We start from the raw sequence: 14,074 nt of genomic DNA, 5'->3' as shown, positions 1-14,074 counted from the left end.
CAGAACTCCGGTGTGCACAGCTCCTCGTCGGTGGCCGCCCGGCCCGCGACGGCGGTGATCAGGGGCAGCCGCGGCGCGGCGAAGGACAGACGCCGGACCACGTCCGCGAAGTCGGCCAGCACGGGCTCCATCCGAGCGGAGTGGAAGGCATGGCCGACCCGCAACGGGGTCACCGAACGGCCGCGCTCCCGGAAGTGCGCGGCGACCTCCCGCACCGCGTCCTCGGCGCCGGAGACGACCACCGACGCGGGCCCGTTGATTGCGGCGATCTCCACCGCACACCCGGTCCCGGCGAGATGGGCGGCCACCTCGTCGGCTCCGGCGGCCACGGCCGCCATCGCGCCGCCCGGAGGCAGCGCGTCCATCAGCCGGCCCCGGGCCGCCACCAGCGTGCAGGCGTCCGCGAGGGACAACACCCCGGCGACATGGGCCGCCGTCACCTCGCCCACCGAGTGCCCGGCCACCAGGCCGGGGCGTACCCCCCAGGCCTCGAACTGCCGGAACAAGGCCGTCTCCAGGGCGAAGAGTGCGGGCTGCGCGAACCGCGTCGTACGCAGCAGCGCGCCCCTCTCCGTACCGGGCCCGGCGAACACCACGTCCCTCAGGGGCACCGGCAGCAGCGTGTCGAACAGCGCACAGCACTCGTCCAACGCACCGGCGAAGGCCGGATGCAGTTCCCGCGACTCGTACAGTTCACGGCCCATGCCGACGCGTTGGCTGCCCTGGCCGGTGAACAGCAGGGCCACTGGGCCGTGGTGACGGGACGTGCCCATGTGCGTTCCGGGCCGGTCGCCACCCTCCGTGTTCTCCGCCACGGCCCGCAGGGATCCGAGCAGCTCGGCACGGTCCCGGGCCACCACCACGGCCCGGTGCTCGAAGACCGCACGCGTGGTGGCGAGCGAGTGCCCGATGTCCACCAGGGACGCATCAGGGGCGGCGACCACGTGGTCGTACAGCCGTCGTGCCTGGGCCCGCAGCCCGGGCGCGTTCCTGGCCGACACCGGAAAGGCCACCGCGACCGGTCCGGGACGTGCGGCACCCTCAAGCGCAGCCCCGGCATCCGGCGCTGCGGCCTCCCCGCAGTCCGGAGCCTCTTCGAGCACCACATGGGCGTTGGTGCCGCTGATGCCGAACGAGGACACCCCGGCCCGGCGCGGACGCTCCGCCGCGGGCCACTCCACCGCCCGGGTCAGCAACGCGATCCGCCCCGTCGACCAGTCGATGCGGGGGGACGGCTCGTCGGCGTGCAGCGTACGCGGCAGCACCCCGTGCCGCATCGCCTGCACCATCTTGATCACGCCGGCCACTCCGGCGGCGGCCTGGGTGTGACCGATGTTCGACTTCACCGAGCCCAGCCGGAGGGGACGCTGCCGCGCGTGGCTCCCGTACGTCGCGAAGAAGGCCTCCGCCTCGATGACGTCCCCCAGCCGGGTGCCGGTGCCGTGCGCCTCCACCGCGTCGATGTCCCCGGGAGTCAGCCCCGCGTCCGCGAGGGCCTGCCGGATCACCCGCTGCTGCGCCGGCCCGTGCGGTGCGGTCAGCCCGTTGCTGGCCCCGTCCTGGTTCACCGCCGAGCCGCGCACCACGGCCAGGACCGGAAGTCCCGCGCGGCGCGCCTCGGACAATCGGCTCAGCAGCAGCATGCCGGCGCCCTCGGCCCACCCCGTGCCGTCGGCGGACGCACCGAACGCCTTGCAACGGCCGTCCGGAGCCAGCGCCCGCTGGCGACTGAACTCCACGAACGACGAGGGCCCCGACATCACCGTGGCGCCGCCGGCCAACGCGAAGGCGCACTCCCCCCGGCGCAGCGCCTGGGCCGCCAGGTGCAGGGCCACCAGGGACGAGGAACACGCCGTGTCCACGGTGAGGGCCGGGCCTTCCAGGCCGAAGGTGTAGGCGATACGGCCCGAGGCGACGCTACCGGCGTTGCCGAGGCCCAGGTACCCCTCGACGTGCTCGGGCGTCCTTGTCAGGTGGCGGGCGTAGTCGCTGTACATCAGCCCGACATACACCCCGGTCGCTGAGCCGCGCAGGGTGCCGGGGACGAGACCGGCGTGCTCGAAGGCCTCCCACGCCACTTCGAGCAGCAGCCGGTGCTGCGGGTCCATGGCCAATGCCTCGCGGGGAGAGATGCCGAAGAAGCCGGGGTCGAAGCGGTCCGCGCCGGAGAGGAAACCGCCCTCGCGCACATACGTCCGTCCCGGCCGCCCGGGGGCGGGGTCGTACAGCGCCCGGGTGTCCCAGCCGCGGTCGGTGGGGAAGGGACCGATGGCGTCCCTCCCGTCGGCCACCAGCCGCCACAGTTCCTCGGGAGAGGTCACGTCTCCGGGACAGCGGCATGCCATCCCCACGATCACCACGGGGTCGTCGTCCGTCCGGGCCGCGCCCCGGTCCACGGGTCCGGTGCCGGCCGGGGCCGCGGCGTTCCGTTCCCCGAGGTGGGCGGCGAGGGCGGCGGCCGTGGGGAAGTCGAAGGCGACGGCCTCGGAGAGCGGCAGGCCGGTCGCCGCAGACAACCGCTCCCGCAGCACCGTCGCCGTCAGGGAGTCCATGCCCAGGTCCCGCAGCGCCGTGCTCGGCTCCACCTCCTGAGCCGTACGGCCGAGCACGGCCGCCACCTCGCTCCGCACCAGGGCCAGCAGGTCCTCCGACGGCTTGTCGGCGGCTTCCGCGCCCAGCGCCCGCGCCGGCAGGCCGGCGAGATCCCGTCGCAGGGTCTTCCCGGAGGCGGTACGGGGAATGCCCTCCACCTCGAACAGTTCGACGGGCACCTTGGAACTGGACAGTTCCGCACGGCAGGCGGCGAGGACGCGCCCCCTGTCCAGCACTTCGCCACCGGGCCCGGGGACCAGATAGCCGACCGGCACCTCGCCGAAGACGGGGTGCGGGCGTCCGGCCACGGCGGCGTCCGCCACCCCCGGCAGCCGCCGCAGCACCGCCTCCACTTCCGAGGGATGGATGTTCACCCCGCCTCGAACGATCAGCTCACTCGCCCGGCCGGTGATGGCCAGGCCACCGGAGACATCGATCCTGGCCAGGTCACCCGTGCGGAACCAGCCTTCGCGCAGTACCTCCGCGGTCGCCTCCGGCCTGCCGTGGTAACCGGCCATGATCCCGGGCCCGTTGACCCACAGCTCGCCCTCGCCCGCGTCCCGCCCGTCGGGGCCCCCGCCGACCCGGACCCGGGTGCCGGGCAGCACCCGGCCGCACGCCCCGGACGTCGTCGCCCCGCCCGGCGCCGGCATGGTGACCGGGCCCGCCTCCGTGCTGCCGTAGTGCTCCAGATAGGGGACACGACAGATCGCCTCGAAGGACTCACGGAACCCGGGTCCCGCCGCGGCGCCACCGCTGACGCAACCCCGCAGCGCGAGGGCGCCGAGACCGCCGCCGTCCGCGCCGCTCTCCTCGCCCCCGACCGCGTCGAGCAGCGCCGAATACGTGGTCGGTACCCCACCGAGCAAGGTGAACGAGGCGTCCCCACGGCGCAGTTCGCCGAGCACTCCCGCCACCGAGAACCGGGGGAGCAGCACCGCGCTCGCCCCCACCGCCGTGACCCCGAGGAAGCACACCACCTGGCTCATCGCGTGATGGAGGGGCAACGGCCAGAGCACATGGTCCCGTTCGGACAGGCCCAGGACGCCGACGAGGCCCGTCGCGACCGGCGCGAGGCGGTTGCGCTGGGTGGACAGGACACCCTTGGGAACACCGGAGGAGCCCGACGTATAGAGCAGCCAGGCCACTTCGTCCAGCGCGAGATCGTCCCGGGCCGGCGTATGCGGCTCCGTCCCCGCCAACTCCTCGTACCGCAGAACGCCGCCCGCGACCGCGGCGGGCCGGCCCCCGGCCTTGCCGGTCCGGTCCGCAGGTTCCTCGAAGTCCGCGTACGACGGCGACTTCCCGGCCGCGTCCTCGTCGCCGCCCTCGGCCACCACCACGGTCAGTCCGTGGCGCAGCGACAGCGTTCGCCGCCGCGTCAGGCAGGCGTCATCGGTGATGAGCACGCGTGCCCCGCTGTCGTCCAGCAAGCGGGTCAGCTCCTGCTCCGAGTTCCCCGGGTCCAGGGGCACGCCCACGCCGCTCGCCCGGGTGACGGCGAGCAGGCTCTCGACCGCCTCGACACGGTTGCCGAGCAGAACGGCCACCCGGTCACCGCGCGCCAGGCCGAGTCCTGCCAGGTGACCGGCCAGCCGTGCGGTCCTCCGTTCCAGTTCCCGGTAGGTCACACGCGTGAACCGGTCCTGGAAACAGACCTTGTCCCCGATGCGCCGGGCGTGGTTCCCGAGCAGTTCCGGCAGCGGTGTGACGATGTCGGCGTGCGTACCCACCGCATGACCTCCTTGAGACGACCTGCCGTTGAGGACGACGGCACGGTTCACCGGGTTCCCCACTAGTGCTGTGGCCGGGAAGGTTTGCCGGGTGGCTCGCGGCGTCCGGTGCGGTGCATCGCAAGGCGGAGCATCGTCCGCGTACTGGACGTACGCGGGTGATGCGACAACACCGCGAGGTGCCGTGCCGGGCGTCGCGAGCCGGTGAACCTTCCCGGCCACAGCACTAGCGACGGGCGGACCGCCGCGGGCCCCCAGCCACCCGAAAGGCTCTCGGCGGCGGCCCTTTCGGGTCGATGCCACGCCGGTGGGCCCCAGGTGGGACGGGTCGCGCGCGAGCACCGGGTAGCGCGCCGCCGCCTCGACGCGCTACCGAGATGCGTCCTCGCGGCGCGCTTCCTGGGGGAACCTGTTCACTCGCGGGGCTGATCCGGGCCCGGTCCGCGCCAGGAACCGGGGGAGGGGCGCCGACTATCGGGACGGCCGCCCGGGGCGCCCGGAGCGCCACGAGGGTCCTGCGCGGCCGGTACGAACGGGAGGTTCTGGCCGGTCGAGGAAGAGACGGGAAGAGGTGCCGATGACGGACCACGGGCAGCAGTGCGGGCGGGAGGAGTTCCTCCGGTACGGCCGGGACACGCAGCAGCTGTGGCAGCGAGAGCTCGCCTTCCCGGGCGGGCCGCTGCCGGGAGCGGTGCTCGACGTGCCGGAGCACCACGACGGCGGGGCCGGACGCGCGCAGCCGGGGACCGGCGGCCCGGTCGGCGACATCGACCGGGCCGCAGCCGCAGCCGCAGCCGCAGCCGCAGCCGAGGACGAGTGGAGTCCCGATCGGCCGTTGGCGGAAGTCGCCGAAGCCCCGGATGGTGCCGACGCGATCGGCCTGCGGAGATCCGGCGGATCTTCCGGAGGCCGGGACTGATGGCGGTCGCGGATGTCTGGGTGGAACTGCGCAGCGAGGCTCTCGGCGTACGGCTGGTGCGGGCCGACACCATCGTGCAGGTGTGGTGGGACGTGAAGCAGCCGTCGTTCCTGAACGTGACCCTCAGCAGCCCGGAGGTGGTCCGCCAGGACGTGCGGGCCGGGCTCCCTGCCCACGGCATCGCGGAGGGGGAGGCCTCGGACCGCTGCGAAGAACTGGTGCAGCGCATCGCCCGGGCCGCGCACGCGGGCGGCGGCCACCTGGTGTGGATGAGGCGCGACGAGGGGGCCAGGGGGGCCCGGTGGACACACCGGCCTCTCGTCGAGGCTCGGCACGCCTTCTGACAGCCCGTCGGGCACCTGCGCCCGGCCCCTCACGGAAGGGCCGGGCCCGGCAGCCCGTTCGGCGCAGGGTCGTGGCGACACCCTCCGACGACGCCGCCGGGCGCCCCGGGCGTCGAGCCTGCCCGGTCACACGGGCACGGGCCGTCACATGGGAACGGGCCGGAATCAGAGCTGAACGGGCAGGTGCCGAGGACCGCGAAGCATGGCGTTCTGCCGGTAGGGAGGCGGGTCCTGGACCAGGCGCGCCGCGCCCAGGTGGGGAAGCAGCGCTCCGAGTGCGGCCTGGGCCTCGATGCGGGCCAGGGGACCGCCGTAACACAGGTGAATGCCGCTGCCGAAGCCGAGATGCTGGTTGTCCGGGCGGGTGGGGTCGAACCGGTCGGGCTCGTGGAACCTCATGGGATCGCGGCTGCCCGAGGCCAGAGCGAGGACGACGGACGCGCCTTCGGGGATCGTGGTGCCGGCGACGTCGATGTCGGAGTGGGGGATGCGTTCGCGCATGTGGACGGGGGGTTCGTAGCGCAGCAGTTCCTCCACGGCTCGAGGCAGCAGGCCGGGGTCGCGGCGCAGGTGGTCCAGGTGCTCGGGCTGGCGCAGCAGGGTGAGCACCCCGTTGGTGATCAGGTTGACGGTGGTCTCGTGTCCGGCGATGAGGAGCAGTACGGCTGTTTCCGCGAGTTCTTCCTGGGTGAGCCGCAGCTCGGGATCCGGCTCGTTGACGAAGGCGGAGAGCATGTCGTCGCCCGGACTGCCGCGGCGCTGTTCGGCGAGGCCGACCAGGTATCCGCCCATCTCGATCCGTGCCTGGTCGCCGGCCTTGTCCGCCTCGGTGGTGTCCTGGCCGGGGCGGACGTCGGCTGCTGTGACCAGAGCGTCGGACCAGGCCCGGAACAACGGCTCGTCCTCGTGGGGGACGCCGAGGAGACGGCAGATCACCGTGACGGGCAGCGGGTAGGCGAAGTCGTCGACGACATCGATCTGTCGTCCTGCCTCGAAGGACGCCACCAGGTCCTTGGTGAGCCGGTCGATCTCGTCGCGCATGGCGTCGACCCGGCCCGGGCTGTGCGGTGGCCCGAAGGGCCGCATGGCCAGCGTGCGCAGCCTGTGGTGCTCCGGGTCGTCGAGCCGCAGGAACGGCGGCTTGTGCGTCACTTCGCCACGGGTACGGGGGTCGACACTCATGCGTGGGTCGTGAAGCAGTGCGGCGACCTCGTGGTACGTGCCGATCAGGTAGCTGTCGTCCGCCTGCCGTACGACGGGACCGGCCGCGCGGAGTTCCGCGTACAGCGGGTAGGGGTCGGGGCGGCTGGCGTAGTCGGTTATCCGTGCCAGCAGGGTCTCGGAGGCCATGGTGGCTCCTCGTCATGGGACGGGACGTGGGTCAGCTCGTGGGCCGCAGCACGGTCAGCCGACGGTCGGGCAGGTATCCGGTGAGCGCGACGGTGGGGCCGTGGGACAGCCCCTTCGGATCCGGTACGTCGGACGGAATCGGGACGTCGGCCGCGAGCGCGCGGTCCAGCGCGCCGGGCGGGGGCGGGAACGGGGCCGCGGTCTCGATCAGGTGCCGGTAGTAGTCGAGCGACTTGGCCATGTCGACGGTGACCGCGGCGGTGACCCGCCCCTGGTAGCCGTAGACCATCGCCAGACGGCGCGCCTCCAGAGAGCCCTGGGCGATGACGACGTGGTCGGAGAAGGTCGGTACGCCCACGGACTTGATGTTGAGCCCGAACTGGGTCGACCAGAATGTCGGGATGGTCAGGTGCGGGCGCTGCCTGGGCCCCGGGTTGATCATGTTGTGGGCCGCCACTTCGGCCTGCTCGACCGCGTTGCCCCAGTGCTCCAGGGAGAGCATCTGATAGCCGAAGAGCGGGTGGGGGAAGCGGGAGACGTCGCCGGCCACGAAGACGTCGTCGGTGACGATGCCGTACATGTTGAAGGCGCGGCACCCGGCGTCGCAGGCGATCCCGCGCGGGCCCGCCGCCAGTCCGGAGTCGGCCAGCCATTCGACGTTGCGTACCGCCCCCAGCGCCACGACGCACACGTCCGCGTCGACACGCGTGCCGTCGGACAGGTCCGCGCCGGTGAAGCCGCCGTTCCCGCGCAGGGCGGTGACGGTGACCCCGCAGCGCAGGTCCACGCCGTGGTTGCGCTGCATGACGGCCGCGAGTTTCGACAGGGTGCCGCCGAGTGCGCCCACCAGGGGCGCGGGGCCGCGTTCGGCGACCGTGACGTCCAGTCCGCGCTCCCGGCAGGCCGAGGCGATCTCCGAGCCGGTGAAACCGGCACCGATCACCAGCACCCGCCTCGGCCCGGCGTCCAGTCGCTCGGCCAGTCCTGCGGCGTCCTCACGCGTGCGCAGGGTGAACACCCCGTCCAGGGCGCCCTCCGCCGGGTTGGGCCAGGGCCGCGCCCGGGTCCCCGTGGTGATCAGCAGCCGGTCGTACGGCAGCGACTCTCCGTCCGCCAGCAGGACCCGCTTCTCCAGAGGGTCCAGCCCGGTGGCGGCCGTTCCCAGCCGCCAATCGGCGTCCGGATCCCGGCGCACAGGCAGTTCGGTGGTGTCCGCCGTCGCCTGGCCGAGCAGTACCTGCTTGGACAGCGGCGGCCGGTCGTAGGGCGCATGGGGCTCGTCCCCGACCACCGTGAGGGAGCCGGTGAAGCCCTCCTCGCGCAGCGTCTCCGCGGCCCTCAGCCCGGCCAGGGACGCACCGACGACCACGATCCGGCCCTCCCGAAGATCACCGGCGGCCATCGGGATTCACCTCTTCACCGACGAGGATGGCCTGGACCGGACAGGCCGCCGCAGCCTGGCGCACGTGTTCGGCCTGGTCGTCGGGGACAGCTGTTGCGTACAGCAATCCTTCTTCGCCGTGCAGTTCGAACATCTTTGGTGCGAGGAAAACGCACTGTGCATAGCCCTGACAGCGCGTGAGGTCCACAACGGTTCGCATCCCCACCACTTCCTCTGTCGCCGCACCCCCCTTTTCCTCCAGCATGAGCCGAGCACCGCGGGCTCGCACGGTGACTGCTCGTGGGGCGCTGCCGGGGCGGTCGTCAGCCCACTACCCGGTCGAGGTCGAACGCGGTGTCGGTGAGGCTCGGGGGTGTGAACGCCTCGGGGAAAATGTTCGGTTGCTCCGCGGTGAGGCCGGTCCCTTCGGCGCACAGGCCGAGGGCGTCGGCGCGGCTGAGCATCTTCTCGCAAGGTCGGGCTGGCTTCGTCAGGTGGCGAGGATGCTGACACCGTCGCCGAACAGCTTGAGTCCGAGGACGAAGAAGAGGGCGGCCATGACGGCGGCGTTGTGCTGGGCGGCCCAGTTCCGCCAGGTGCCGAGAATGCTCTTGGCGCGCTCTCCCGCGAACAAATAGACGCTCAGCGGTGCGAGGACTCCTAGTGAGGCGATGAACACGAAGATGGCGAGTGCCCCGATTTGTTGCGGTACGGGGATTCCGGTGGCGCTGATCGAGGCGCTTGCGGCGATGGTCAGGGGGCCGTTCTTCGCGTTGGCTGCCGACAGCAGCAGCCCCAGCCCGAGCACTTTGGGCGGAGTGAAACGGTCGATCGCCGCCATCCACTTCGGCAGACGGGCCTCTGTGGGGTCGGTGGGGCGGTGTCGCCACTGATGTGCGGCGAACAGGACGAGCAACACGCCCAGGGCGAGTTTCAGGGCCCCCACCCAGGTGGCCGGGTGCTTGTTCGTGGAGGCTTCGCCCGGGCCGCCCACCACGAGCATGATCGCCCCCAGCAGTGCCAGACCCAGGATCCAGCCGACCGAGAACAGGGAGCCGTTCAGGCGCCCCCGTGGGGTGGTGAGAAGGAGGATGACGGCCACGACAGGGAGTGGGCTGATCGTGACACCGGCCGCGAGGCCGAGCACGTCGCCGACCGCATGTCCCAAGGCGGCCTCCTCACGGATAGGGGGATCGGGTAGGGGATCGGGCGGCCGAGGCAGCGGGCCGCTCGCCGAACCCAGGGACCACGGCCATCGTCACGCGGCGTCGCCCTTCGCGCGCGATATCGGCATCGATCGGGTTAGGCCGTGCCCTCGAAGTGCCGTCGTTCGGCCGGAGGCCGGGCCGAGCGTCCTCGCCCCGATCGGAGCGTCCTCGCCCCGATCGGAGGAAAGGGGCATCCCGTGGCGACGCGGCGGCCCGGACCTCTTGAGCCAGGGCATCGGCGACCCCGCGTCCTGAGCGCCGCTCGCGTACCCGGTCCGTGCGGTGCCACCCCTGGCATCCCTGGCAGACCAGGGCGACAGTGGAAAAGGGACCCCGGAAAGGGGACAGGACGATGGATCGTTACCCGCCCATCGCCGACCACGGCATCGTCGGCGACCTTGAGAGCGCTGCCCTGGTTTCTTCGCAGGGGGTCGTCGACTGGTTCGCGGCCCCCCGGTTCGACTCGCCCAGCATCTTCGCCGCCCTGCTCGATCATGATCGCGGCGGCCATTTCCTGTTCGCTCCGGAGGCCAGGAACGCCACGTGCAAGCAGCTCTACTATCCCGACACCGCGGTCCTGGTGACGCGTTTCCTGTCGCCCGACGGGGTCGGGGAGATATTCGACTGCATGCTGCCGGGCCGAACCGGCAGGGCCACCGACCGGCATACGCTGATCCGCGGAGTGCGGGCAGTACGTGGCAGCATGCGCTTCGTGTTGGAGTGCCGACCGCGGTTCGACTACGGCCGGGCCGACCACGAGCTGGACCTCCGCGACGGCACCGCCACCTTTCGGGCCCCGGGTGTCACCGCGTACGCGCAGAGCACATTCCCCCTGCAGCCGGACGGCAAGGACGTGCGGGGCGTCGTCACCTTGAACGCGGGGGAGGTGGCCGCCGCGGTGTTCACCGTCGACACCGTGGACAGCCGGCCTCCGGTTCCTCCGACACCGGACGGCGTGATCAGGCAGTTCTGGGACGTGGTGGAATTCTGGCAGCGCTGGGTCCGCGCCTCCCGGTACCGCGGGCGCTGGCCGGGTGTCGTGAACCGATCGGCCATCACTCTCAAACTGCTCACCTATGCTCCGACGGGCGCTCCGATCGCCGCAGCCACCATGGGTCTGCCCGAGCAGATCGGCGGGGAACGCAACTGGGACTACCGGTACACCTGGATCCGCGACGGCTCCTTGTCGGTGCGGGCCCTGCTCGACCTCGGGTACGTCGAAGAAGCGGCGCACTTCACCCGTTGGCTGGGAGACCGCTTCCGCGCTCGTGAGGGCGCCGGAGGCGAACCGCTGCAGATCATGTACCGCATCGACGGAGATCCTCGGCTGCCGGAGGAGGAGCTCACGCACTTCGAGGGCTATCGCGGCTCGTATCCGGTGAGAGCCGGGAACGGCGCCGCCGATCAGTTGCAGCTGGATATTTACGGCGAGGCACTCTACGCCTTGGCCGAGGGCGGCGAGATCACCATGCGGACCGGCTATCACGGCTGGAAGAACGTCGCCCGGACACTGGACTGGCTTGCCGACTCCTGGGACCGGCCCGACGAGGGCGTGTGGGAGACCCGAGGCGGGCGCAAGGACTTCACCTTCAGCCGAGTGATGTCCTGGGTGGCCTTCGACCGGGGGCTGCGCCTGGCGGCCGAGTACAGCCGTCCTGCCGACACGGCGCGATGGACCGCCTCTCGTGATGCCATTCTCGAACAGGTGATGGAACACGGCTGGAACGAGAAGGAGCAGGCTCTCGTGCAGCACTACGGAGGCGAAGTCCTCGATGCCGCGCTGCTGCTCATCCCCCGGGTCGGCTTCCTGACTCCGAAGACGGAGAGCTGGCTGTCCACGCTCGACGCCATGGAACGCACCCTCGTGTCGGACAGCCTTGTCCACCGCTACGACCCCAAGGCGTCCCCCGACGGACTGCGTGGCTCCGAAGGCACCTTCAGCCTGTGCACCTTCCTCTACGTGGACGCCCTCGCCCGCGCCGGGCGCTTGCGTCCGGCGCGTTACGCCTTCGAGAAGATGCAGACCTACGCCAACCACGTCGGTCTGTTCGCCGAGGAGATAGGCCCCAGCGGTGAGCAACTGGGCAATTTCCCGCAGGCGTTCACCCATCTGTCGTTGATCATGGCCGCCACTACGCTGGACGATGCCCTCGACCGGCAGCGCACCGAAGCCTTGGACGCCCCCTGGGAAGAACGGTGAGCCACCGGGCCCGTCCTCGCGTTCGGCCCGGTCCCCGAAGCCGTTGACGATGACGTGCAGGCGGCGGGAAGGGCTGAGCCGTTGGCCTGACAATTGTGCTGCAGACGGGCCAGGTGCGGGCGCCGTCTCCCGTCCCGATCCTGATGCCGGTGCTTCCGTTCCGTGAGATCAGTACGGAGAGGGAGAAGCCGGTGGGCAGCAGTGTCGGTGAAGGGGGCCGGAGCAGCACGCATACGCTGCTCAAGGGACAGAAGGCGCTGGTCACCGGGGCGAACTCCGGCATCGGCAGGGCCACCGCCATCGGCCTGGGGAGAATGGGTGCCGATGTCGTGGTCAACTATGTCTCCGGTGCCGAAGCGGCCCAGGACGTGGTGCGGCAGATCGAGGACCTCGGTGTGCGGTCCTACGCGCACGAGGCGGACGTCTCCCAAGAGGACCAAGTGGTCGAGATGGTCTCCAGGATGGTCGATCGACTCGGCACGATCGACATCCTCGTGGCCAATGCCGGCCTGCAACGCGATGCCGCCGCGATCGACATGACCATGTCGCAGTGGCAGAAGGTCCTCGACGTCAACCTGACCGGCCAGTTCCTGTGCGCCCGCGAGGCGGCAAAGGAGTTCCTGCGCCGTGGCGTCGTACCAGAGGTGTCCAAGTCCGCAGGGAAGATCATCTGCATGAGCTCGGTCCACCAGATGATTCCCTGGGCCGGACACGTCAACTACGCGGCGTCCAAGGGCGGTGTCATGCTGATGATGGAAACCCTGGCTCAGGAACTCGCACCCCACAAGATCAGGGTCAACGCCGTAGCCCCCGGGGCGATCCGCACCCCGATCAATCGCAGCGCCTGGGATTCTCCCGAGGCCGAAGCCGACCTGCTTCGTTTCATCCCCTACGACCGCGTCGGCGATCCGGAGGACATTGCCACGGCCGTGGCGGCGCTGGCCTCCGACCTCTTCGACTACGTCGTGGGTGCGACGCTCTACGTCGACGGCGGCATGACACTCTTTCCCGGCTTCGCCACGGGCGGGTGAGCCCGGTTCCGCTGCCGACGGGCTCTGTGGCCGGGGCGGGGTCCATGGCGGCGCGCGGCGGCGCCGGCAGGCTTCGGCGCCATGAGTTCCGGGGTGTTCCGGACAGCCGTGGTCTTGGCGGCAGACGCCGAATCGACCGGACCGGGCGCGGTGTGCGTGCGGCCATCAGGGGCGTACGGATGGCCGCTGTCCGTTCGGTCGCCGCGCGTTCCAGCGCCGCCATGTTGTGCTGCGGCTCGCCGAGCGGGACGTTTCGGACGCGGACGGCAGGCCCGCCGGGCTCCGGTTGCGCCGTGGTCGTGCGCATCGCAGGCTGCGGCTATGAATCGCACCCGAGAAGCCGGCGTGCCGCCGATTCTGGTGACGGGCGCGGCGGGCAGTGTCGGCGCGGTCGGACGATCCGTGGTCGAGGGACTTCGACGACGTGACCTGCCCGTCCGGGCCATGGTGCGTCGCGACGACGAGCGGGCGCAGGCGCTGCGTGCGACCGGCGCCGAGGTCGTCGTGGGAGACCTGACACGCGCGGGCGACGTAGCCGATGCCCTGGCCGGCTGTGCACGCATGTACTTCGGTATGAGTGTGTCGGCGCAGTATCTGCAGGCTGCCTTGACGGCGACGGCCGTCGCGCGTGCGCACGGGGGCCTGGAAGCATTCGTGAACATGTCGCAGTTGACTGTCTCCGAGATGGATCTCACCAGCAGCTCCGAGTCCGTGCAGCAGCGGCAGCAGTGGCTGGTGGAGCAGGTTCTCGACTGGTCGGGCCTGCCGGTTGTCCAGCTCAGACCCACCGTGTTCTTGGAAAACCCTCTGTTCCGTGCCGGCTTCTCCTCGATCGCGAGGTACGGAACCATCAGACTGCCCTTCGGCCGGGCGAAAACCTCCCCTGTGGCAGCCAGTGATGTCGCCGCGGTCGTGGAGGAGATCCTGGCCGACCCGGCCCCGCACATCGGCAGGATCTACGAGCTGACCGGCCCGCGCTCGGAGGACATCGCCGCCATGGCGGCGGAGGTCTCGACAGTTCTGGGACGACCGGTCGAGTACGCCGACATTCCCCTGCAGGAATGGATCGACGACGATCTCGGACCGCTGGGGTTGCCCGAGCATGCCTTCCAGCACATCACCACCATGGCTCGCCTTCATGCGGAGAATCGATACGACCGGAAGGCAGAAGGGGTCGAGCAGGTCACCAGGCGACCTCCTACAGGGGTGGCCGAATACGTCCGTGAGAATCCCAGCTTGTTCAGCTCCTGAAGCCGAGCTCAACCGCATGTCTCACCCACCGGGCCGCTTCGCCGAGGGAAGGACGACACCCCCGC

At 71.1% G+C, this 14,074-nt stretch carries 10 protein-coding genes and 1 pseudogene; 5 read left to right on the top strand and 6 right to left on the bottom strand.

Features of this window, described 5'->3' with window-relative positions; all coding sequences use genetic code 11:
• Positions 1 to 2: 2 nt before the first annotated feature.
• A pseudogene (locus AMK22_RS40455) lies at positions 3 to 4,223 on the bottom strand (beta-ketoacyl synthase N-terminal-like domain-containing protein); the annotation flags it as partial.
• A 679-nt stretch (positions 4,224 to 4,902) separates the two neighbouring features.
• Between AMK22_RS40455 and AMK22_RS00875 the strand changes: the two are divergent.
• Together AMK22_RS00875 and AMK22_RS00870 are read left to right on the top strand one after the other, a co-directional pair.
• Positions 4,903 to 5,244 (top strand): hypothetical protein, encoded by a 342-nt coding sequence (locus tag AMK22_RS00875; protein ID WP_073781242.1) that lies wholly within the window; start codon positions 4,903 to 4,905, stop codon positions 5,242 to 5,244.
• Positions 5,244 to 5,588: a hypothetical protein gene (locus AMK22_RS00870; protein WP_073781241.1), complete on the top strand. Its 345-nt coding sequence runs from the start codon at positions 5,244 to 5,246 to the stop codon at positions 5,586 to 5,588. The genes AMK22_RS00875 and AMK22_RS00870 overlap by 1 nt, the downstream gene beginning before the upstream one ends.
• A 165-nt stretch (positions 5,589 to 5,753) precedes the next feature.
• On the opposite strand, the gene AMK22_RS00865 is transcribed toward AMK22_RS00870, so the two are convergent.
• The 5 genes from AMK22_RS00865 to AMK22_RS00850 all read right to left on the bottom strand — a co-directional run bounded on the left by AMK22_RS00865 (position 5,754) and on the right by AMK22_RS00850 (position 9,487).
• On the bottom strand, positions 5,754 to 6,938 hold the full coding sequence (locus AMK22_RS00865) for a cytochrome P450 (protein ID WP_073781240.1): 1,185 nt from the start codon (positions 6,936 to 6,938) through the stop codon (positions 5,754 to 5,756).
• A 31-nt stretch (positions 6,939 to 6,969) separates the two neighbouring features.
• Positions 6,970 to 8,340, bottom strand: coding sequence for an NAD(P)/FAD-dependent oxidoreductase (locus AMK22_RS00860; protein ID WP_073781239.1), 1,371 nt, complete (start codon positions 8,338 to 8,340; stop codon positions 6,970 to 6,972).
• Entirely contained in the window at positions 8,327 to 8,539 is a 213-nt protein-coding gene (locus AMK22_RS00855; protein WP_073781522.1) for a ferredoxin, read from the bottom strand. Before AMK22_RS00855 ends, AMK22_RS00860 begins: the two co-directional genes overlap by 14 nt.
• Before the next feature lie 103 nt (positions 8,540 to 8,642).
• A complete protein-coding gene (locus AMK22_RS39365) occupies positions 8,643 to 8,783 on the bottom strand; it encodes a hypothetical protein (protein WP_158072018.1) in 141 nt (46 codons plus the stop codon).
• Between the two features lie 26 nt (positions 8,784 to 8,809).
• Complete coding sequence (locus AMK22_RS00850) at positions 8,810 to 9,487, bottom strand: GAP family protein (RefSeq protein WP_073781238.1); 678 nt, start codon at positions 9,485 to 9,487, stop codon at positions 8,810 to 8,812.
• Between the two features lie 392 nt (positions 9,488 to 9,879).
• Between AMK22_RS00850 and AMK22_RS00845 the strand changes: the two genes are divergently transcribed.
• The 3 genes from AMK22_RS00845 (at position 9,880) to AMK22_RS00835 (ending at position 14,009) form a co-directional block, all read left to right on the top strand.
• Complete coding sequence (locus AMK22_RS00845) at positions 9,880 to 11,727, top strand: glycoside hydrolase family 15 protein (RefSeq protein WP_073781237.1); 1,848 nt, start codon at positions 9,880 to 9,882, stop codon at positions 11,725 to 11,727.
• Between the two features lie 191 nt (positions 11,728 to 11,918).
• Positions 11,919 to 12,758: an SDR family oxidoreductase gene (locus tag AMK22_RS00840; RefSeq protein ID WP_391667912.1), complete on the top strand. Its 840-nt coding sequence runs from the start codon at positions 11,919 to 11,921 to the stop codon at positions 12,756 to 12,758.
• Positions 12,759 to 13,079: 321 nt separating this feature from the next.
• Positions 13,080 to 14,009 (top strand): NmrA family NAD(P)-binding protein, encoded by a 930-nt coding sequence (locus AMK22_RS00835; protein ID WP_073781236.1) that lies wholly within the window; start codon positions 13,080 to 13,082, stop codon positions 14,007 to 14,009.
• Positions 14,010 to 14,074 lie beyond the last annotated feature (65 nt).

It is taken from the genome of Streptomyces sp. CB01580, from assembly GCF_001905795.1.
GTDB lineage: Bacteria > Actinomycetota > Actinomycetes > Streptomycetales > Streptomycetaceae > Streptomyces.
The sequence above is the reverse complement of the archived record's forward strand: the minus strand, read 5'-3'. Positions and strand labels throughout refer to the sequence as shown.